Origin of the sequence: Sphingopyxis selenitireducens, from assembly GCF_051550705.1 — a bacterium.
Classification (GTDB): domain Bacteria; phylum Pseudomonadota; class Alphaproteobacteria; order Sphingomonadales; family Sphingomonadaceae; genus Sphingopyxis.
Genome location: NZ_JBPULG010000001.1, coordinates 251,277 through 273,052, shown reverse-complemented (window position 1 = coordinate 273,052; position 21,776 = coordinate 251,277). Strand labels below are relative to the sequence as shown.

15 protein-coding genes are annotated in these 21,776 nt (G+C 61.4%); 7 read left to right on the top strand and 8 right to left on the bottom strand.

Annotation, left to right across the window (positions count from 1 at the left end; translation table 11 throughout):
- Positions 1-27 precede the first annotated feature (27 nt).
- Entirely contained in the window at positions 28-978 is a 951-nt protein-coding gene (locus ACSYDV_RS01190) for a Coq4 family protein (protein WP_438321912.1), read from the bottom strand.
- A gap of 102 nt (positions 979-1,080) precedes the next feature.
- Here ACSYDV_RS01190 and ACSYDV_RS01185 point away from each other — a divergent pair, with 102 nt between their 5' ends.
- A complete protein-coding gene (locus tag ACSYDV_RS01185; RefSeq protein ID WP_438321911.1) occupies positions 1,081-1,722 on the top strand; it encodes a TetR/AcrR family transcriptional regulator in 642 nt (213 codons plus the stop codon).
- A 21-nt stretch (positions 1,723-1,743) separates the two neighbouring features.
- Here the strand turns inward: ACSYDV_RS01185 and ACSYDV_RS01180 are convergent, their stop codons facing one another.
- Both ACSYDV_RS01180 and ACSYDV_RS01175 read right to left on the bottom strand, forming a co-directional pair.
- On the bottom strand, positions 1,744-3,183 hold the full coding sequence (locus ACSYDV_RS01180) for an MFS transporter (protein WP_438321910.1): 1,440 nt from the start codon (positions 3,181-3,183) through the stop codon (positions 1,744-1,746).
- Between the two features lie 9 nt (positions 3,184-3,192).
- Positions 3,193-5,736 (bottom strand): TonB-dependent receptor, encoded by a 2,544-nt coding sequence (locus ACSYDV_RS01175; protein ID WP_438321909.1) that lies wholly within the window; start codon positions 5,734-5,736, stop codon positions 3,193-3,195.
- Between the two features lie 437 nt (positions 5,737-6,173).
- Here ACSYDV_RS01175 and ACSYDV_RS01170 point away from each other — a divergent pair, with 437 nt between their 5' ends.
- A complete protein-coding gene (locus tag ACSYDV_RS01170) occupies positions 6,174-7,661 on the top strand; it encodes an alpha-L-fucosidase (RefSeq protein ID WP_438321908.1) in 1,488 nt (495 codons plus the stop codon).
- 32 nt (positions 7,662-7,693) lie between these two features.
- On the opposite strand, the gene ACSYDV_RS01165 is transcribed toward ACSYDV_RS01170, so the two are convergent.
- From ACSYDV_RS01165 to ACSYDV_RS01150, 4 genes are all read right to left on the bottom strand, one after another.
- The gene (locus ACSYDV_RS01165; RefSeq protein ID WP_438321907.1) at positions 7,694-8,635 is read right to left on the bottom strand and encodes a tetratricopeptide repeat protein; all 942 of its coding nucleotides are present in this window, start codon (positions 8,633-8,635) and stop codon (positions 7,694-7,696) included.
- A complete protein-coding gene (locus tag ACSYDV_RS01160) occupies positions 8,632-9,699 on the bottom strand; it encodes a dipeptidase (RefSeq protein WP_438321906.1) in 1,068 nt (355 codons plus the stop codon). Before ACSYDV_RS01160 ends, ACSYDV_RS01165 begins: the two co-directional genes overlap by 4 nt.
- 94 nt (positions 9,700-9,793) lie before the next feature.
- On the bottom strand, positions 9,794-10,417 hold the full coding sequence (locus ACSYDV_RS01155; protein ID WP_438321905.1) for a helix-turn-helix domain-containing protein: 624 nt from the start codon (positions 10,415-10,417) through the stop codon (positions 9,794-9,796).
- A gap of 182 nt (positions 10,418-10,599) precedes the next feature.
- The gene (locus ACSYDV_RS01150) at positions 10,600-13,041 is read right to left on the bottom strand and encodes a TonB-dependent receptor plug domain-containing protein (RefSeq protein ID WP_438321904.1); all 2,442 of its coding nucleotides are present in this window, start codon (positions 13,039-13,041) and stop codon (positions 10,600-10,602) included.
- A gap of 351 nt (positions 13,042-13,392) precedes the next feature.
- On the opposite strand from ACSYDV_RS01150, the gene ACSYDV_RS01145 reads away from it, so the two are divergent.
- The 4 genes from ACSYDV_RS01145 to ACSYDV_RS01130 all read left to right on the top strand — a co-directional run bounded on the left by ACSYDV_RS01145 (position 13,393) and on the right by ACSYDV_RS01130 (position 18,668).
- Positions 13,393-14,568, top strand: a complete 1,176-nt coding sequence (locus ACSYDV_RS01145) for a metal-dependent hydrolase family protein (RefSeq protein WP_438321903.1) — start codon at positions 13,393-13,395, stop codon at positions 14,566-14,568.
- Between the two features lie 52 nt (positions 14,569-14,620).
- On the top strand, positions 14,621-16,192 hold the full coding sequence (amaB, locus tag ACSYDV_RS01140) for an L-piperidine-6-carboxylate dehydrogenase (protein WP_438321902.1): 1,572 nt from the start codon (positions 14,621-14,623) through the stop codon (positions 16,190-16,192).
- A 27-nt stretch (positions 16,193-16,219) separates the two neighbouring features.
- The gene (locus ACSYDV_RS01135; protein ID WP_438321901.1) at positions 16,220-17,212 is read left to right on the top strand and encodes a hypothetical protein; all 993 of its coding nucleotides are present in this window, start codon (positions 16,220-16,222) and stop codon (positions 17,210-17,212) included.
- Between the two features lie 91 nt (positions 17,213-17,303).
- Positions 17,304-18,668 carry an amino acid permease gene (locus tag ACSYDV_RS01130; protein WP_438322817.1) on the top strand — a complete coding sequence of 455 codons (1,365 nt, stop codon included), beginning with the start codon at positions 17,304-17,306 and terminating at the stop codon, positions 18,666-18,668.
- Between the two features lie 19 nt (positions 18,669-18,687).
- On the opposite strand, the gene ACSYDV_RS01125 is transcribed toward ACSYDV_RS01130, so the two are convergent.
- Positions 18,688-19,350, bottom strand: a complete 663-nt coding sequence (locus tag ACSYDV_RS01125) for a TetR/AcrR family transcriptional regulator (RefSeq protein ID WP_438321900.1) — start codon at positions 19,348-19,350, stop codon at positions 18,688-18,690.
- Between the two features lie 117 nt (positions 19,351-19,467).
- Between ACSYDV_RS01125 and ACSYDV_RS01120 the strand changes: the two genes are divergently transcribed.
- Positions 19,468-21,774: a TonB-dependent receptor gene (locus ACSYDV_RS01120; protein ID WP_438321899.1), complete on the top strand. Its 2,307-nt coding sequence runs from the start codon at positions 19,468-19,470 to the stop codon at positions 21,772-21,774.
- The last annotated feature ends 2 nt before the right edge of the window (positions 21,775-21,776 follow it).

Here is a 21,776-nt window from a genome sequence, read left to right as displayed (position 1 = left end):
GCGGGGCGCCCACCGGGCGCCCGCTGTTCACGGCGCCGGAGTAAAGGCTTCCATCATCCGCACGGCGTCGCTGTCGATCGGTCGAATGTCGAGATCGGCGCGAATGCGGCTGATCGGATCGGCAATACGCTGGTGCCAGGGAACCGCGATCAGCTCTTTGGTAGCGCGGCCGTGCCGCCAGCCGTCGAACATCACCGTGAACAGAATGTCGGTCAGCATGGGCGAATGGATTGCGGCGGTGGTTGCCACCGTCGCCAGAAAGCGCGTCGAGTAATTCTGCCCGAACTGCGCCATTTGAAAGCCCGAAATCGCAACCTCACCTGCCGGGGTGAAGCCGTAGCCGGCAACCAGATGCCAGATGTCGTGAAGCTGTAGAATGCGGCGGTTGGTACGGTTCTGCGCCGGATAGTCGCCAGGCAGGACGACGGTATCGGCGTCGATCACCTCAATGTCATATCCATTCGCGTTCAGCATCGACAACAGGTCGGTCGCGAGGCTGTCGGTTGCGTGGCTTTCGAGGTCGGCGGTGGTCAACCGCACTTCGGGCTGGGCGATCAGGTCGTGCACCCCGTCGAATTCGAGCAGCGCTGCCTCGCAGCAGTCGATCATCCGTTGATCATAATGATTGCCGAGCGCGACGACCGCAATTGTCAGATCGAGTTCGCCAGCACTTGGTGACGGCGGTTTGGAGGCGATTGCCCAAAAATCGTCCCATAGGACACGCGGCAGCGCGATGCGCGGTTTGCCTTCCACAACCCATGGTAAGGCTTTGGTGATATGCGCGGCGCGCTCGGCGCCGTCGTTGCTCGCCGCGGTGGCCGCTGCGATGGCGTCGAAGATCGGCACCTGCGCGACGGGATCGACGAAGGCAGCGGTCGTCATCAGCGCGGCGATTCCCAGTACCGGCTCCTCCGCCAGTGGCGGGCGAGCCGTCTCGACCCATTTTTCAAACTCGTTGCGCATCGACATGTCGATCATGGCCATAGCCTCCCTGTTCATCTCTTTCGAGATTGCACTATAAGAATAGAATGATCAACTTATATAGCTGGCGCTTCGCGTCGCAATGATTATAATCTGCGCATGAGCGAAGCATCCAAAGTCAGTTTTCCAAGGCGGACAGCGGCGAAAGCGCGAACGCGTCAGCGCATCGAAGAGGCGGCGCGGCGACTGTTCGTGACGCTGGGCTATGGCGATGCGACGATGGCGGCGATCGCCGAGGCGGCCGACATCCACATCACCACCTTGTTCACCCATTTCGCGTCGAAGCGCGACCTTGCCGCCGCGATCGCGGTCCGGGCGGGCGAGCGTTTCGAGGAAGTGGTGACGATGCAGCGCGCGCAAGGCGTGCCGGTGCTGTCTTTCTGGCGCAACCAGGTCGCGCGGATCGCGCATGCCTATGAACGCGATGGCGATGGTCAGATAAACCTTGGCCGCGCGCTTGCGGGCGAGCCCGAGCTGCTGCCGGTGTGGTACGGGCATCAGCGGCTTCAGATCGATTTGATGACCGATTACATCGCCGACGAACTGGGCATCGACCCGGCGAAGGATCGCCGCGCGCAGATGGCGGCCGCAATGCTCGTTGCGGGCGGACGCATGGCGTTCGACAGCTGGATGGAAAGCGGCCGCGCGGGCGATCTGGTTGCCGAGAATGAGCGGCTGCTCGACGCCGCTGAGGCCGTGCTCGCTGGCGGCTTGCCGCTGATCCGGCGCGACACCCCATGATATCCGGGACTGATCGTCCGATCATTCTGCCGCCGCTTCGCCCAGCTGCCGGATATTTTCCAGATGGCGCGATCGACTGATCGGATAATAGGCGAGGCAGATGATCGCGATGATCGTCGCGATCGACAGCGCCACAATATAGATGCTCGCCAGTCCGTGCAGTGCGTCGGCGGGGACTTGGCCGGGCTGGGCATTCTCGGGGAATTTGACGAAGGCGAGCAGCAGTCCCGCCAGCATGATCCCCATTCCCGATATCGCCTTGTTGACCATGGTGGCGGCGGAAAACAGCAGGCCTTCGGACCGGCGGCCGGTTTCGAGCTGGATCTGGTCGGTGACGTCGGCAACCATCGACACCGCCAGGATCCCGCCGGCGATGGTCGTCATCATCCCGAATGAAAATTGCCCCATCAGCAGCCACAGCAGCATCGGGTCGCCATTGGCGGGGAAAAGGCCCGCAAGGCGCAGGATCAGCGGGGTGACGCTGGAAATCAGCGACAGGCCGAACATCATCATCGCCGCGGGCTTCTTGCCGAAACGCGCCGACAGCGGCAGCACCACGACAAAGGCGAGCAGGATGCCGATGATCGCGGTTGACGCCACGGTGGCGATCTGGCTGGCGCTCAATTCCCAGAAATAGGTTGAGAAATAGACGGCCAGCGACATGTTGAGCCCCGACGCCACCGCAAAGAACAGGCTGGCGAGCAGGATCGAAATATAGGCGGGGTGCGCCAATATGCTGAGCATCTCGCGCAGCATTTGCCGGGCAGGAACCTTCAACGCAGGTGGAGGCGGCGGGCGTTTCAACACCTCTTTCTGCGTTCCAAGCGTCGAGATCAGCACCGACAGCATCATGATCGCCGCCGCCACCCAGGCATAGGTGACATAACCGTTGGCGTTGAGATGACCGACGGGTTGTGCGGCCGTCGGCTGCAGGAAATAGCCGAAGGTTATCACCGTCATCGCGATGCCGCCGCACACGCCAAAGAAAAAGCGCGCGGCGACAAGCTTGGTGCGTTCGTCATAATCGCTGGTGAATTCGGCGAGCAGCGCGGTCGACGGAATTTCATAGAGGCTGATCGAAAAACGCACGAGGATTGCCGTGACGACCAGCCACGCGAATTGCGCGCCATGCGCCATTTCGGGCGGCATCCACAGCAAAAGATAGGAGAGGGCGATCGGCAGTGCCGCCGCGTACATGAAAGGGTGGCGGCGGCCCCAGCGTGTTCGGACATTGTCCGAATATTGCCCGAGCAACGGATCGAACAGGGCATCGGCGATCATCGCGATCATGATCGCCGATCCCACCCAGGCGGCCGGAAGCCCGATGACCTGATTGTAGAACAGCATCAAAAGCGCGTTAAAGCCATGATCCTTGATGCCGAACGCGATCGTGCCCGAGCCATAGAGCAGCCGGGTCGAAAGCGGTAGCGCTCCGGCCGGGGGCGAGGGAGAGTTGGCCACCCGCCGCGCCTATCGGAACCGATATTCGAGCTGGACGCCATAGGTTCGCGGCGGCGTGAACGAATGGCTTTGCGCGACATCCAATGTGGGCGAGGAGGCGAGCAGATTGCCCAGCGCGCTGTCATATCCCGTGCTGTCGAACAGATTTTTCACATAGGCGATCACGCGATAGCGGTCGTCGCGCCCTGACCAGATCGCGCGCAGGTCGACCTGATCCCAGGACGGCATACGGTTATAGTCGCGGTTGAAGATGTTGCTGTACGCCGAACTGCGCCAGACATAATTGCCCGACAGCGAGAAGGTGCCCGGTTCGAACGCGATGCTGTACATCGCATTCAACGCAATCTTGTGGCGCGGCGTGTCGGACAGCCGCGCCCCGGCGACGCTTTGCGGTTGCTGGCCATTGACGGCCGGACCCGACGGCTGTGCCCCCGGCTGGACCGCCAGCGGGTCCTGTCCATCTACAAAGCAGCATCCTTCGTCGATCCGCGAATGACCGAAGCCATAGTTGAACGACAGTTGCAGCGGGTTGACCGGTTGCCACGCCAGTTCGACTTCGGCGCCATAGCTTTTCGAGCTGGCGAGGTTGAAGAACTGGGTCAGTTGGGCGCCGCCGGGTTGCGACACGGTCAGCGGCACCTGAAGCCCCTGATAGTCGTAATAAAAGCCCGCGAGATTGACGCGCAACCGGTTGCCGATCGTGTGCTTATACCCCGCCTCGAACGCGTCGATATGTTCGGCGCCGGTCTGTGGTAGCGCCGAAATGCCGCCCGCGTTGAAGCCGCCCGATTTATAGCCGCGGCTGTAGCGCAGAAAGGCCAGCTGATCTTCGGTCGGCTGCCACTCGACTGCGACGGTTCCGGTCACGGCATCCCAGCTGTTGGACAAGCCGCGGCTGGCGATGCCCGTCGCCGGATCAATCGTGACGGGGGAGGCTACGCCCGGCGCGGCGGCGAGCGAGATTTGCGATGCGGTGATGTCGAGTGCCGGGGTCGCCGAACCATAGAGGTCGGGTGTAAAACCAGGGGCGCAGCCGAGGCAGACTATGCGGAAGAACTCGTCCCCGCTTTTCTTGTCATGCGTGTAGCGCAGGCCGCCGGTCAGCCGCAGCGTGTCGGTGATCCGGTAATCGATCTGGCCGAACACTGCGGCCGATTTGGTGGTCAACGTGGAAGCGGCATAGACAAAATCGCCCAGCGGGTTGGCGGGGCCGTTGGCTGGCGCGCGAAGTTGCAGCTGGTTGGGCGCGTTGAAGTGCGATTCCTGTGCCAGCTTTTCCTGATAATAATAGACGCCGGCGACCCATTGGAACGGACCATCGGTGTTCGACGTCAGGTTAAGCTCGCCGCTGCCGAAGCTTTTCTTATTGTGCAAGTTGAGCGCCGTCGACGGAAAGGCGGTGAGCGGTCCGCAGCCCGGAATGAAGGCGCAAACACTGCCGTTGGGATTCAGCGGGAAGGCGTAGGAAATCACGCTGGTGCCATCGAGCTCATATGTGTTGTCGATGCGATATTTCTGATAGCCGCCCAGCAGGCGGACGTCGAAGCCCGGCAGGCTCCATTTGATGTCGCCGGTCGCGCCGAAATTGCCGCGCATCTTCTCGGTCTGCGTCGTATCGGCGCTGAAATGCCGTATGTCGGTCACACCCGGCGGCAGCGGGCTGGGATCGAGCGCGACGACTCCCGGGAAGAGATAGCCAAAGGCCGCACCCGGAATGATCGCGCCGGTGGGGTAGGGGGCGAAGTCATAGCCGCCGATCCGGTTGAGATTGCGTGGATTGAGGTCGGTGCTGCCGGTAAAGATTTTCGCCCAGGCGACGATATCGGGGCCGAGGTCCGCCTCCAGCTGAAGTTCCAGATAGCGGCGCTTCCCGCGGCCGCCCTCGCTGACCCCGCCTGCATCATTCTTGAAATAGCCGCGATTCTGCTTGGAGTAAGCCGCCGCCAGCCGCGAACGAAGCCCATTGGTGAGCTCCCCCGAAACCGCGGCTTCCAGCGTGTAGAGGCCGTAATTGCCGACCGTGCCGCGCAGATCGGCTTCAAATTCTTCGGTCGTCCGCTTCGATATCGCGTTGATTGCGCCTCCGATCGAATTGCGCCCGTACAGCGTGCCTTGCGGGCCACGAAGCACTTCGATGCGCTCGATGAAGAAATCCGACGCGGCGATCGAGCTGGTCGAAGCATCGTAAATGCCGTCGGTATAGGTCGAGATGCCGGGGTCGCTGCCGTTGGTGTTGGTCTGACGCCCGATGCCGCGGATGAAGACGCGGTCGTTGCTCGCCGAATAGCTGAGCCCCGGGGTGAAGTTCGCCACATCCTGAAGCGTGGTGATGCCCGCGAGCTGGCGAGCATCGGCGGTGTAGGCCGAGATCGCCAGCGGCACGTCCTGCAGATTGACGCTGCGCTTTTCCGCCGTGACGACGATTTCGGCGAGGCCCGACGCCCCCTCCGTGGCCGCGGGTTGATCCGCCGCCGGTGTTGTCCCTTGCGTCTGCGCTGCAACCGGCATCGCAATGAATGCGACGCTCGCAAACATCCAAGAAATATTTCGCATACCACGCCTCTCCCGCCGCCAGCGATTCTGCTGGTCGATTATTGGCGCGATGGGCCCGCTGATACGGATCCCACGCTATTTACAGCGAAATGCCCTCACAGCATCCCCCCGGGAAACATTGTTATCGGTGTTTTATATATTAGTCTATAACGATATATTTAACTTGTGGCGTTTGCCGAAACGCGGCGGAAATATGGCTCTTTCTGCGGGTTTTGTGGCATCGGAAACGCCATTCCGCGACCCTGGAAAGCGGGTGAAGCCGGCTTTCCAAGCCCCCGATGTCGTCCACATTGCAATTATAACATTGATTTTTCTATGTTGATAGAATCAACTGTGAAGCAACAGGCGCCACGATGAAGATGGCGGGATGATGGGAGAGACAGGATGGACGGACGACTCCGCTCGAAAGATTTTCCGAAAAACGGGAGCGCGAACTGATGGCGTCCACGGGTTCCGCGCTGGCCGACCTCAACGCGCGCCCTGTGCCCGACTGGTATCAGGACGCGAAGTTCGGGATTTTCATCCACTGGGGCGCGTTCGCCATTCCGGGTTTTGCACCGCGCCTTGGTTCGATCGGCGAGGCTTTCGCCAAGGATTACGACCGTGCGGTCGCCATGGTTCCCTATACCGAATGGTATTGTAACGCGATCAAGGTGCCAGGAACGCCCTCCGCCGAATTTCACCAGACGCATTATGGCGATGCCCCCTACAGCGATTTCAAACAGCCGTTCGAAGAGGGGCTGAAGCAATGGGATCCGGCCGCTTGGGCGGAGGCGTTCCGCGATGCCGGTGCGCGTTATGTCGTGCTGGTTACCAAGCATCATGACGGACTGTGTCTGTGGCCCAGTGAGGTTGCCAACCGCCATCAGAAGGATTGGACCACCCGCCGCGATCTGGTTGGCGAACTGGCCGAGGCCGTGCTTGCGGTGGGGTTGCGCTTCGGGGTCTATTATTCGGGCGGGATCGACTGGACCTTCAACCGGCGCCCGATGCGGACGCTCGGCGACTTCATCGCTTCGACCCCGGGGGGCGACTATCCGGCCTATGCCATGGCGCAGGTCCGCGAACTGATCGACCGCTATGAGCCGTCGGTGCTGTGGAACGATATTTCGTGGCCGACACGGCCCGGACCGCTCTACCAGCTCTTCGCCGACTATTATCGCGCGGTGCCCGAAGGGGTGGTCAACGATCGCTGGGTCGCGGGCAGCCTGCAACGCGACCTGCTCAAGTTCGGACCGGTGCGGCGCTATGCCGATCGCAAGATCAAGGCCGCGATCGCGCGGCAGAGCGGCGAGCAATCGAAGGGCATCATTCCGCCGGAGATACCGCACAGCGACTTTCGTACCCCCGAATATGCCGCCTTCGCCGAAATTCAGGTCAAGAAGTGGGAGGCAACCCGCGGGATGAGTCATAGCTTCGGCTTCAACCGCAACGATAGTGAGGCCGACTATGCCAGCGCGGAAACGCTGATCCATGATTTCATCGATGCCGTGTCGCGTAACGGCAATCTGCTGCTCAACGTCGGGCCGCGCGCGACCGACGCGGGCATCCCGGACGAGCAGCTCAGCCGTCTCAAGCAGTTCGGCGCGTGGCTGCGCAGGAACGGCGACGCCATTTATAGCACAAGGCCGTGGACGCGGTCGGATGGCGAAACCGAATGCGGGCAAGCGGTGCGCTTCACTGCCGCGCCGGGACGTCTGAACCTGATCTTCAAGGGACGCGTTTCATCCACCCAGCTTTTGGTCAAGGATCTGCCCATGCCGGGTACGGCGCGCCGCCTGTGTGACGACAGCCCCGTTTCCTTGCAGGCGCGGGGGACGGATCTGCTGTTGACCTTCGCTGATCCCTGCACCGATCCGATCGCCACCGCTGTTGCGCTGGAGGTTTCCGGGAATGCCAGAAACTTGGGCCTGCCGCCGGTTTGATCGTGGCCGCTGGCGTGTCGCCGGGCGCGAGATCAATAATCCCTGCGATCCGGCTGCGCCAGTTCGGCTTCCGATGGCCAATGTCCTTGCGGATTCTCCTGGACGATCTGCGAAAGCAGCGCCTTCGCACCCTTTTCGTCTCCGGCAAAGCGGCGTTCCATCGCGATGGCGAACTTGATCGTGCTGTCGCGCGTGTCCTTGACCTCGGCAGGGTCGAGCCGTCCCTGCATGATCTGGACCGCCTGATAATAGGTGAAATTCTCGATCAGCTTCAGCCCCGGTTCAATCGCGTCGATCGCCGCGCGGGCCTTCTCGTGCTGCCCCATCTTTCGATAGGCGAGATAGGTCCAATAGGCAGTCGGCACCCGCATGTCGTCGCGCGCGAAATCGGCTGAAAGCTCCAGTGATTTGGCCATGCCCGCAACCATCGTGGGATAGTCGCCGGTCGCGAAGCTCGTTTGCGCATGATAATAGACGATGTTGCCGCGATATGTGCTGATCGTCAGACCGATCGGGTTAGGCATCCCGTCGGGCTCGAACGTGTCGGGCGTGTCGCCCATCAGTTCCAGCGCTTTTTCATAATCGGCGAGCGCTTCCTTGAACCGGCGCGCTCGGGTGAGGTCGCGGGCGCGGAAGCGATAAAGCTTATAGCTGTCAGGGAACTGCTTGATCCCGGCGGAGAAGGCATCGACCGCTTCGCAGATGCGACCCGCATAGTCGAGGCGGCGACCATACCAGATGTGCGAATCTTCGCGGTCTGGCGCGATCCGCAACGCCGCCTCGGCAATTGCGATATCCTCATCGAGCATCTTTTGAGTCGCGGGTGAAAATTTCGGAATCGTCAGCGCGGTGCCGATCAGGCTGGTTGCGCAATTCCCCGCGTCGGCGCCAGGGACGACCGCCGACGCGGAGGCTGCCATCAGCAGCAAGACAAGAGCGAGGCCAGAACGGCAGGCGGCGATAGCGGGGCTCATCCGATGACTTCCTGATAAATGCGGCGGACATTCGTCCCCATGATCTTCTCGACGACAGTTTCGGGATAGCCGAGCTTGCGAACGCCATCCCAGACGACCTCCATTCGGCGCGGACCGTTGAGTTCGTCGATGAAGAGCGGCCAGTCAGGCTCGTGAAAATTGGCGCCCTCTTCGCGCTTCAGTTCGGCGATATAGGCGTCGGTCATTTCGACGACGCGGTGGTCGCGGTCGCTGCCGATCGCGACATGGTCGGCGCCCATCACTTTGACCGCATGATCGATATGGCGGAAATATTCGGGCAGTGCGTCGCTGCCGCGCTTGGTCGTCAGGAACGGCCGCATCTGGCAGATGCCCGCGACTCCACCTTTGTCGGCGAGCAGGCGGAGGTTCGCATCGGTCGTGTTGCGGATATTGCTGTGCACCGCCATGCACGCGGTGTGCGACACGATGACGGGTTTCTTGGACGCGTTGATCGTGTCGGCCATCGTCTGCATGTTCGAATGCGACAGGTCGATCAGCATTCCGCGCTCGTTCATCCGCCCGACCAACTCGCGTCCGAAAAGGGTGAGGCCGTTCGCGCCGAGTTCCTTGCACCCTGCACCCGCCCAATTCTGGTCGTTATAGGTGATCTGCGCCGATGTGACCCCGAGCTTGCGGAACAGGTCGACATTGTCGAGGTCGCGCCCGAACTGGGTGCTGTTCTGGAACAGGTAGAAGAGCGCGAGCTGACCGTTCTTGCGCGCGATGTCGATGTCGCTGGTCTTGGTGGCCTTCAGGAACAGCTCTGGATGCTTGGCGATATGCGCGTCATGGTCGAGGACCGCCTGCACCGCATCCTCATAGGCCTGCCCCTCATAATGTTTGGGGTCGCAGAGCGTCACGGTGATCGCATCGAGCCCGCTGGCGCGCATCTGTCCGATCAGCGCCGCGTCATATTCGAAGCGCACCTCGCCCATCGCATCGAAGGTGAGGGGGCGTGCCGTCGCTCGCGCCGCAACGCCGGGCGCAAATGCGACAGCCGTCGACAGCGCCGCGCCCGACAGGATGAATTTCCGTCTATCCATAGCTTTACACCCTCTCCAATTTTTCTATTGGAAAGAAATTAGCCGATAGGAAAATTATTGCAAGCTCATAGATGGAGCGGGCCAGCCCGTGAAATCAGGCGGTGTTGACCCACAATACGACGGCATCTTCTTCGCTCGTCGAATAGCAGGCATGCTCCATGCTGCTGTTGATGTAGATGCTATCGCCAACGCCGAGGATTGCGGGCTCATAATGCTCGGTCTGGAAACAGACTTCGCCTTCGAGCACATAGAGAAACTCTTCCCCGCTGTGCTGCGACCAGACTTTGAAATCTTCCAGGCTGCGCGCCTTGATCGTCGTGACGAACGGCAGGATCTTTTTGTTCTTGAGCTCTGCTGCGATCAGCCGGTGACGATAAACCGCGGTTTCCATCAGGCGGCCCGCGCCGTCCATCGTAACGCTGCGGCGCCCGGCGGCATCCTGTCCCATATTGCTCGCGAAAAGTTCGGTAATGTCGATGTCGAAACCGGTTGCAAGCTTCTGCACGACGTCGAACGTCGGCGACATCTGGTCGTTTTCGATCTTTGACAGCGTTGATGCCGCAAGTGCCGTCAGGCGCCCCGCATCCTCCAGCGTCATTCCGCGTTCGCGGCGCAACTGGCGCAGTCTTTCCCCCAGATGAAAGCCTTCGGACCGGGGCCGTTTCGCTTTGCGCACGGCTCCCAATACTTCCGGCTCGTCTCCATTTCTGGGCGGCATAAGTCTCCAATCCTTAACTTGCTCGAGATCATTACGGCATCGGCGATTGGGGGTGGAATCCGGCCAATCAGCCGCTGCGATCTATAATGCAGAAATTTCCGATGGGCTACGATATTGGCATATCCGCAATGCCCCACCGTTTTTGCCCATCGGAAATATAAGCCGATCTCGAATAGGTGAGATCAGAATTTATACTTGGCATTCAGATAATAGAAACCGCCGGCGACGCCAAATACGCTGTGGTTGTCATAGATCAGGCCCGAACGTGCGCGTGCCGCGCCGCGACCCGGCGGATAGATGTTGAACAGGTTACGCGCACCGATGCTGAGATCGACCCTCTCGATACCCGAATAGGTCACTTCGGCGTCAAACAGCGTCACAGCTTTGCGTGGCAGGAAGGTTGCGCCATCCAGACGGCGCCACGCACCATAGTGATTGGCGCGCGCCATGAAGCCGAAGTCGCCAACCTTCGTCGTTGCCGAGAAATTGCCGCGCCAGCGCGGTGTGCCGCGTTCAAATTCGGTGACGATCGCCGAGGTGAAGCCCACCGGCGGTGCGCCGCGCAGCTGCTGCTCATTATAGTTCACAGCAAGGCTGAAATCGGTCGAGGCATTGTCCGACCAGCTGTGGCGGTAGGTGCTCACCAGATCGAAACCGCGAACGCGGGTGTTCATTTCGTTCTGGAAATAGCGCACATCTTCGATGTCCGCGCCATTGGGGAAGCCCAGCGCGGCCAGCGCCGCGCGTTCGGCCGGGGTGGTTTTCCGCGAAGGCGTCAGCAACAAACGATCATCGACCTTGATCTGATAGAAGTCGAGCGTGGTCAGGAAGCCATCGAGACCCGTGAAGACGACGCCCGCCGACATGTTGAACGAGGTTTCCGGCTTCAGCGAGTTCGAACCGAAGACCTTTGCCGCGGGCGAACCCGGAACCAGCACGGCGTCGAGAATGAAGCCGCCCAGACCATCGAGCTGCGAGGTGAGGCTGGTACCGAACACCTGGCCGGCGGCTGGGGCGCGGAAGCCGGTGCTGACCGAACCGCGCAAGGCAAAGGCATCGCTCAGCTCGAACCGGGTGGCGGCCTTGTAGCTGAAGTTCGTACCGAACTGGTCGTAATCTTCGTAGCGGCCGGCGACGGACAGGTTCCACCAGGACGTGATATCGGCGTCGACTTCGGCAAAAACCGCGTAGCTTGCCGAGTCAAAGGTGCCTGCAAATTCCGGGGAAAAGCCCTGGAAGCCGTTCGAACCGGCGGGCAAGTCGCGCAACGGACCGGTGGTGTAGCTGGCGACATCGCCCTGTCCGATGACATAGGTTTCCTTGCGATAGCTGGCGCCAGCGAAGGCAAGGATGTTTTCGGTCAGTTCATAAGAGGTTTCGGCGTCGAACTGGAGTTCGCGCTGGGTCAGCGAGCCCGGCTTGAACGAAGTCGGCGAATTCACACCCATCGAGGCGTTGATCGTGCCGGTGATGGTGTAGTCGACGGTGTTGGTGCCGTAACGCGCCGACAGGTCCCAGTTCCACGGACCAACCTGATCGCGCAAGCCCACCAAAGCGCTGAAATCTTCGAGGTTCCCCGAGAATTCCGGCGTGAAGCCGCCGGGATAGATGGTGGCCAGGTTGAACTCCTGCGGGTGGGCCGGCGAGAGGTCGAAGGCCGAATTGGCATAGGTGCCATGGCCATTCACGCCGCCGGCGGTAAACGGCTGACGCAGGCCGAAGGTGACCGCGCTTTTACCGGTCATATAGTTGCCGAACGAATAGGCTTCGAGTTCGTCACCCAATTCGATACCGGCGTTCCAGACGGCTTTGAAGGCCATGTAGCGCGGATCGAGATTGCCTTCAGGATGTTCCGGGACCCCCGGTACGCCCGCAGCCCTCAGTGCCACTGCACCGGCATGGCTGGCCTTTTTGGCATAGGCCTTTTCCTGATCGGTATATTGGGCAGCCAAGTTGAAATAGGCGTTGTCGCCTACCGGGACGGCGATGTGGCCCTGAATGTCATAGGTGCGGCCGCCGCTTTCATAATATTGACCGACCTGGCCGATGATCGAACCGCCGCTTCGGGCCTTTTTCAGGTCCATGTTGATCACGCCGGCGATGGCGTCAGAGCCATATTGCGCCGATGCGCCGTCGCGCAGCACTTCGACGTTCGCCAGCGCGATCGGCGGGATCACGTTGAAATCCTGTCCCTGCGAGCCTGACGTTGAAGCGTGGCCGGTGCCGATCTGCACGATCGATGCGCGGTGGCGACGCTTGCCGTTCATCAGCAAGAGGACATGGTCGGCCGGCGAGCCGCGCAGCGTGATCGGCCGCACGAAAGACGATCCGTCATTGCCCTGAAGGCGTTGGGCATTGAATGCGGGTACCAGCGTCCGCAACGCGTCGTTGACGTCGGTATAGCCGGTGGTGGCGATTTGCTCCGGCGAAATGACGTCGATCGCGACCGAACTGTCGGTGACCGAACGATCCTTGCGACGCGTCCCGATGACGACGATGTCGCTACCACCTCCATCGGTATCGGCGCCCTCTGCCTCTGACGGCTGCGCTTGGGCCTGCGCGACAGGCGCGATCGCAAATGCGAGAGCCGACGACAGCAGCAGGCGTGAAACGAACTTCGACATTATTCCCTCCTTGGTAACCCAATTTCCCACCCGGAAATCTTTGAATTTCCGGAGTCCACCTTATTCTTGATAATTTTCCTATCATAAAATTTATTGCCCAACCAGCAAAATATTCCTATGAGAAGGATGCGGGGCCGAAGGCGATCTTCGAACCCGGTCGACGGGAGCTTTTTCTTGATGGGCATTGCCAAACCGTCCGCACTCTGCGGAGCGACACGTCGCACGGCCATGCTGCCGCTATCGGCGCTGGCTCTGTTGCTATCTGGCGCGGCCGTAGCAGCGCCCGCATCACCCGCTGCGGAAAGTCTCGTGGTCCACGCGGGCGCTGTCATAGCGATACCGGGCGAGCGCGTGCTTGGTCCCACGACGATCATCGTTCGGGATCATCAGATCGCCGAAATCAGGGCGGGGTACGTCGATTTCCCAGATACGCGAACGATAGATCTGAAGGACCGGACGCTGCTGCCGGGCCTGATCGATACCCATGTCCACTTCAGTTTTTCGCCGGAAACGAAGCTGTGGTCGGCGGCGATCGACACGCCGGAAGATGTTGCGCTTTTTGCCTTTTCCAATGCGAAAAAGACTCTGGAGGCCGGCTTCACCACGGTTCGCGATGTGGGGTCCGATGGCTATTCGATCCACGCTCTGCGCGATGCGATCAACAAAGGCACCGTGACGGGGCCGCGAATCTTCTTGTCCGGAACCTCCTTGTCCATCGTCGGAGGGCATGGCGACATGTCAGGACTCAATCGCAAGACGACCGAGGCGCTGTTTCCCTATGATTACACCGGCGCCTGCACCGGCGCCGTCGAATGCGCGATGCGCGTTCGCGAAGCAGCAAAATATGGTGCCGACCTGATCAAGATTACCTCGACCGGCGGCATCATGTCGCAGCAGGCGCGCGGGCTGGGGCAGCATCTGAGCGATGAAGAGCTGACCTCGATCGTCACCACTGCGCATAGCCTGGGTCTGAAGGTCGCAGCGCATGCGCACGGCGGCGAGGGTGTCGCGGCTTCGGTGCGTGCCGGCGTCGATTCGATCGAACACGGTACCTATCTGGACGAAGAAACGGCGAAGCTAATGGCGAAACGCGGCACCTGGCTTGTGCCGACGCTGGGCCTGCTCGATTCGCGGAAAGAGGGTGATGTCACCCCTGCGGTGCAGGCGAAGATGGCCGAAGCACGCCGCGTGGCCGGGCGCAACATCCGCCTCGGGGTGCAGTATAAGCTCAATATCGCCTTCGGCACCGACGCCGGTGTCTCGCCGCACGGGCAGAATGCCCGGCAGTTCCGCCACATGGTCGAGCAGGGGCCGATGACGCCGATGGCGGCGCTCCGCTCGGCGACCGTCGACGCGGCGGCGCTCCTCGACCAGTCAGCCAATCTGGGGACGATCGAGGTCGGAAAGCTCGCCGATATGATCGCCGTCAGCGGCGATCCCGCACGCGACATTTCGGTGATGGAGCATGTCTCCACCGTCATCAAGGACGGCCATGTCATCGTTCACGATCGGAAAGATCCCCCCTAAAAGCCTTCCCGGTTCTACAAACTCTCTTGCAACGCTCTCAACGGACATAATGATGAACGCAATCGACACGTCTCTCCCCCCCCAATCGGCCAAAGCTGCGCAGGGTGCTTTCGGTCACGCCGTGGCGGGCCTTTTCGGTGATCTCGGGCTGTCGCTCGACGATCATCTCGGTTCCGATCTCGGCGTCTTTTCGCCCATCGACGGATCCGAACTCACGCGGCTGAAAATGCATCAGCCGGCCGACATGGATGCGATGGTTTCCAACGCGCAAGTCGCGTTTCTCGCTTGGAAACAGGTGCCGGGCCCCCACCGCGGCGAGCTTGTACGGCGCTACGGCCAGCTGGTTCGCGAGCATAAGGAAACCCTGTCGCGCCTGCTGACCATCGAAAATGGCAAGATTCTGACCGAAGCGCGGGGCGAAGTGCAGGAAGTCATCGACATCTGCGAATATGCCGTCGGTCTGTCACGGCAGCTCTTTGGTCTGACGATCGCATCGGAACGCGCCGAGCACCGGCTGACCGAATATTGGCATCCGCTGGGTCCGCTCGGGCTGATCTCGGCTTTTAATTTTCCCGCCGCGGTCTGGGCGTGGGGCACCACAGTCGCGCTCGTTTGCGGTGACAGCGCGATCTGGAAACCGTCGGAAAAGACGCCGCTGACAGCGCTGGCGTTCGGCAAGCTGCTCCAGAAGGCCGCCGCCGACTATGAGTTCGCGCCTGACCATCTGGTGCAGATCGCCATCGGCGGCGCCGAATGCGGCGGCATCATTGCCGACCATCCGGGCGTCGCGATCGTCAGCGCGACGGGCAGCGTTCGCATGGGACAGGATGTCGGGGTACGCGTCCAGCGGCGCTTTGGCCGTGCGGTGCTCGAACTTGGCGGCAACAACGCCGCAATCGTTGCGCCCAGCGCTGACGTCGGCCTCGCACTGCGCGGCACGGTTTTTGCCGCAACGGGGACCTGCGGCCAGCGTTGCACCTCGCTACGCCGCCTGATCGTTCACGAAAGCATTCGCGCCGATTTCGTGAAGCGCCTGATCGCGACCGTTGACAGCCTGCGCATCGGCAGCCCGCTGGTCGATAAAACGCACGTCGGCCCGCTGATCGACAAGGCGGCTTTCGATGCCATGCAGCGCGCCCTTGAGCAGGCACGCAGTGAAGGCGGGATCGTCCATGGTGGCGAGCGGATCGACGTAGAAGGAGCGCAGGACGCCTATTATGTCCGCCCGGCGATTGTCGAAATGCCCGGCCAGAGCGACATCGTTCGCGAAGAAACCTTCGCCCCGATCCTCTATGTCCTGTCTTACACCGGGCTCGACGAAGCGATCGCGCTGCAGAATGGCGTGCCGCAGGGCCTGTCGTCGTGCATCTTCACCAATGACGTGCGCGAGGCCGAGCGGTTCCAGTCGGCGACGGGCAGCGACTGCGGCATCGTCAACGTCAACATCGGCACCAGCGGCGCCGAGATCGGCGGCGCGTTCGGCGGCGAGAAGGTCACCGGCGGCGGCCGCGTGTCGGGCTCGGACAGCTGGAAGAACTATATGCGCCGCGTGACTGCGACGGTGAATTACTCGACGTCGCTCCCGCTAGCTCAAGGCGTGAAGTTCGATCTCGACATCGACTAAAATATATCTGTTTGGAGGAGGTTTAATATGTTCCCCGGGAAACTGAAATTGCTGGCGTCAGCCGGCTTGTTGTTCATCGCGATGCCGCTGTCGGCGGCTGCGCAGGAAGGCAGCGTGCAAGGCACCTCGCTGCTTGGCAAGCCAATGATCACGACGCAGACGCGCAACGCCAATGTCGCCGCAACCGAAACGCTCGATCGCGCGGCGCGCGAGGCTAAGGCCGCGTTCGAAGCCAATATGACCGTCGATAACGCGACCTGGTATGGCCGGGTCCTTTTCTATCAGGGCTATTCGAAGGAATCGGCGGCGGTTTACGATCAGGCGCTCAAGCGCTTTCCCAGTTCGGCGAAGCTGCTGCGTCACCGCGCGCATCGCGCCTTTTCGCTGCGCGAGTTCGACAAATCGATCGAGCTCGGGCTGAAGGCGGCCAAGCTCTACGAAAACCAACCGCTTGAGCGCGAGAAGCCGGGCCCGGACTATTTTCCCGGCGACCCCGATGTCGTTCAATATTATCTCTATTACCACCTGGGTCAGGCCTATTTCGCCAAGCATGATTTCGAAAACGCCGCAAAATGGTTCGCCAAATCGGCGGAGTCGGCAGCTTTCACGCACGACGTCGAGGCACGGACCGCGAACGGCTATTGGGAATATCTGTCGCTCGCGCGCGCCGGAAAGCTTCGCGAGGCGCAGAAACTGCTCGACGACTATGACCTGACCTTGTTCGAAGTTCACCCCAAGGGCGGTTCGGACACCTATTTCGACGGGTTGCAACTGTTCAAGGGCCACCGCGCCACCGACAGCTTCTTCAGCGACAAGGACAGCGGTCGTGCCTTTGCGACCGCCGACGGCGTCGCGGCATCGACCGCCTACAGTCTCTCCAACTATTATATCCTGAGCGGCGAGCCCGAGAAAGCAAAGCCCTGGCTGAAGCGCTCGATCAACGTCGACAGCTGGGGATTCTTCGCCCGCATCCAGGCCGAAGCCGACTGGTTGTTGCTGTTCCCGGGCGAACAGCCCTGAACTGACGGATTGGGTGAGCGGCGGACCCGAACAATCGGGCCGGATATTTGGGAGAAGCATCGTGAATAATTGGACCCGCCGCAAACCCGTCATGCCGGCCGGTGAACGCAGCGCCGACGCACTGCCTCCCAGCCTGTCCTGGCCGCAACTCATGGCAATGGGCGTCGGCGCGATCATCGGTACGGGAATCCTGACCTTGATCGGTGTCGGTGTCGATCGGGCGGGACCCGCGGTATTGCTGTCGTTTGCGATCGCCGGTGCGGTTTGTGCCTGCGCGGCGCTTGCCTATGCCGAGTTGTCGTCGATGATGCCCGCCGCGGGCAGTGCTTACAGCTACTCCTATGCTGGCCTCGGCGAGGCCTTCGCCTGGATTGTCGGCTGGAGCCTGATCCTCGAATATTCGCTCGTCGTCTCGACGGTTGCGGTGGGGTGGTCGGGATATGCGTCGCCACTCCTGATGGGGATGGGCTTTCCCGAAAGCTTGACGCGCGGTCCCGAACTGGGTGGGCTGATCAACCTTCCCGCCATCGCGATTATCGCGGTCGTTGCAGGCCTGTTGCTGTTGGGGACGCGGGAAAGCGCGCGCATCAATTCGATACTCGTCGTCGTGAAGATCGTAACCCTGCTGCTCTTCGTCGGTTATACGCTGCCCTATTTCGACGCCGCGAACTTCGCTCCCTTCATGCCATATGGCTACGCCGCAAACGTCGACAGCGATGGCGTTCAGCGCGGGGTGATGGCGGCCGCAGCCATCATTTTCTTTGCCTTTTACGGTTTCGATGCGATTTCAACCGCGGCGGAGGAAGCAAAACGTCCGGCGCGGGATTTGCCGATTGCTATCATCGGCTCCATGACCGTCTGCACGGTGATCTATATGCTGGTTGCGGCCGCGGCGGTCGGGGCGACGTCGTACACCAACTTTGCCGACAGTCCCGAGCCGCTGGCGCTGATCCTGCGTTCGATCGGGCAGGGCGGTATCGCGCAAGTTGTGGCGACGACCGCCGTTGTGGCGCTTCCGACCGTCTTGCTCGCTTTCCTCTATGGGCAAAGCCGCGTTTTTCTGGCGATGGCGCGCGACGGTTTTCTGCCGGAGCGGCTCGCGCATATTTCGAAGCGCGGCACCCCGACGCGCATCACTTTGCTCACGGCTGCGATCGTCGCCGTCCTTGCCGGGCTGCTCCCGATCGGCAAGGTCGCGGCGCTCGCCAACGCCGGAACGCTGATCGCCTTCATCGCGGTCGGCGTCTGCCTGCTCGTCCTGCGCCGCCGCGCGCCCGATGCCCCGCGGCCATTTCGCGTTCGCGCGGTCTGGCTGGTCGGACTCGGAACGATTGGCGGCTGCCTCTATCTTTTCCTGAGCTTGCCCGTGGAAACCCTCTTGTGGTGCCTCGTCTGGAATCTGATCGGGCTCGCCCTCTATGCTCTCTATGGGCAACGCCGAAGCAAGCTTGGCTAGTCCGGATAGCGGGGAGCGCTCAGGCTGACGTCAGGAGCGCGTGGCACATATCGCGGATCGCCGCGCGATCGCCTGAAAGCAGCGTGTCGCCGATCACATAGCTATAGATCAGAAAGGCGCGGGCTCGCACCTTTTCCTGCGGCACGCCATTTGCGGCCAGCACCGATTCAAAATAGACCAGCCGGTGCCGGTCGATTTCTTCCATAGCCCGCCTGGGCCGCTCATCGGTCAGCGCCCAGCTGCGCATTGCGACCTCGATCCATGCGCCGGTCTTGGCGCGATCCATTCGCGAGATGGCGAACAGCCGCATCAACCGGTCCTCAGGACTCGAGTCCATCGCGGTCAATTCTCCGACGAGCCCGGTCGTCGTGCGCTGGCGCCAATAATCGACCATGGCGTCGAGAAAAGCCTCGCGCGTATCGAAGCGCGCATAGAACATGCCCTTGGTGACCCCGAGCGTTTCGGCGAGCAACTCGACGCGCACCGCGTCGATCCCGCCGAGCGCGAGTCGTTCGAGTGCGGCAATGAACCAGCGTTCGGACGTAACCTTGGGCTTGGGGCCGCGCTTGACCGGTGCCGCGGTCGTGCCCGGAAGGATCGGCTGAAGCGGGAGCGGCGGCAACGACATGACCATGGCGTAGGGCGCGCTTCGGCCGAGGTCAATGGTGACCGTATTTTTCATCCGTAGTCGAATGAAATTTGCAATTTATCCTTCAATACTTGACCAAATTTGTCAATGATGCCTATTCATATCTCATACGGAATCGTATTAAATGATTCGCATGGGAGGGACGATTTGATGACCGAATATCGCCGGGCGCTGAAATGCATGCTGTTTGCCGGGTCGGCGCTGGCTGCCATGGGCGGCGCAAACAGTGCTGCCGCGCAGGATGTGCTGCCCGATGGCGCGGCCACGGGGCAGGTGGAAGAGATCATCGTCACCGCGCGGCGCCGCGAGGAAAGCCTGCAGGATGTTCCGATTTCGGTCACCGCCTTTACCGCCGACGCGCTCGACCTTAAGGGCGCGCCGGACATCACAGCGCTCCAGCGTTCGACCCCCAATTTGACGCTCCAGGTATCGCGCGGCACCAACTCGACGCTGACTGCCTTCATCCGCGGCATCGGCCAGCAGGACCCGCTGTGGGGTTTTGAGCCCGGCGTGGGCCTCTATGTTGACGATATTTACATCGCGCGGCCGCAGGGTGCGGTTCTAGACATTTTCGATATCGAACGGATCGAGGTGCTGCGCGGGCCGCAAGGTACGCTGTACGGCCGCAACACGATCGGCGGGGCGGTCAAATATGTGACCAAGCGGCTTGGCCATGATTTCAGCGGCAAAGTCCGCGGCGAAGTGGGCAGCTATAACGAATATAATCTGACCGGATCGGTCGCGCTGCCCGTCTCCGATGCGATTTCGGTCGGCGCGGCCTTCGCCTGGTATAATCGCGACGGCTATGGCAAAAACCACTTCAGCGGCGCGGACACCAACAACAAGGATGTGATTGCTGGCCGCCTGTCGGTCGAAATCGCGCCCTCCGACGACATTTTCATCCGCCTTGCCGCCGACCGTACCGAAGATCGCTCGAACACCAACCACGGCCACCGCGAGCTGCGCGAGCCCAACAGCAACACCGCAGTCCTGCCGGGCCGCTATGACACGCTCGCCGGGCTTGGCGACGATAGCAAGGTCGTCACTCAGGGCGTGTCGCTGACCGGCGAATGGAGCGTATCCGACGCGGTCACATTGAAGTCGATCACGGCCTATCGCGACGGCTATTCCAGCGGATCGGGGATCGACTTCGACGGTACGCAGCAACCCTTTCTCGACATCGCGTCAAAGGGGAAGGTCTATAAGGACCGCCAGTTCAGTCAGGAGTTCCAGGCGCAGATCGAAACGGATTCGCTGCAAGGCGTGCTGGGCGTCTATTATCTCGATGCCCGGGCCTCGGGCGCCTTCGATACCATCCTCGGCCGCGGGCTCGTTCCCGAACCGTTGCTCATACCGCGGCCGAGTGCCGGGACCGCCTTGACCCAGCTGACCAGCGGGTCGGTCGATACCGAGAGCTTCGCGATCTTCGGCGACGTGAATTATGATCTGACCGAGCGGCTCAAGCTTTCGCTGGGTGCGCGCTGGACGCGCGACAAAAAGGACGGCGTGGTCTTCAAGGCCAATTATTTCGGCACGCTGGGAAGCCCGTTGCTGAAACCCTATGTCCCGGTCCTGCCGGCGCCGTTCAATGTCCCGCAGATTCTGACCGACTATAGCAACAGCCGCACCTTCGAAGAATTCACCCCGCGCGTCAGCCTGACCTATGCCGCCAGCGAAGATGTGAACATCTATGCCGCCTATGGCCGTGGTTTCAAATCGGGCGGGTTCGACATGCGCGGCGACGCCACCGAAACCCCGGCGACGAAGGACGGCTATGACGCCGAGATCGTCGACTCCTACGAACTCGGGTTCAAGGGCGACTTCCTCGACGGCCAGTTCCGGATGAACGCTGCGGTCTTTTACACCGATTATGCGGGGCAGCAGGTCACGACGCAGGTACCCAAATTCACGCCGCCCCCGGGCGTGGTCAGCTTTGTCGACAATGTCGGCAGCTCGCGGATCTGGGGCGCCGAAATCGAGGCGCAGGCGGTTCTCAGCCGCGATTTCAGCGCCAATTTCAGCTTCGGTTACATCAATGCGAAATTCAACGAGTTCATCGTCTACGACCTTGCCACGGGGCAGAATGTGGATGTCGCGGACCTTCGGCGTTTCCAGAATACGCCGAAGTTCACGGGAAGCGTCTCGCTCAACTGGCAGGCCGATTTCATGGGCGGGCGGATGGCGGTGCTGCCGTCGATATCGTTCCGCAGCGACACGCATCTGTTCGAAATCCCGATCCCCTCGATCGATCAGGACGGCTATGCGCTTGTCGACCTCAGCGTGACATGGACGTCGCCCGACGAACGCTGGCGGCTCGGTGTGCATGGCCGCAACCTGTTCGACGTGGCCTATCGCACCGGCGGATATAATTTCCCGTCGAACCAGTTCGCGCAATCGGTGATCGGATTTTACGGGCCGCCGCGCACCGCCCGTTTCTCGGCCGAATACCGGTTCTGACG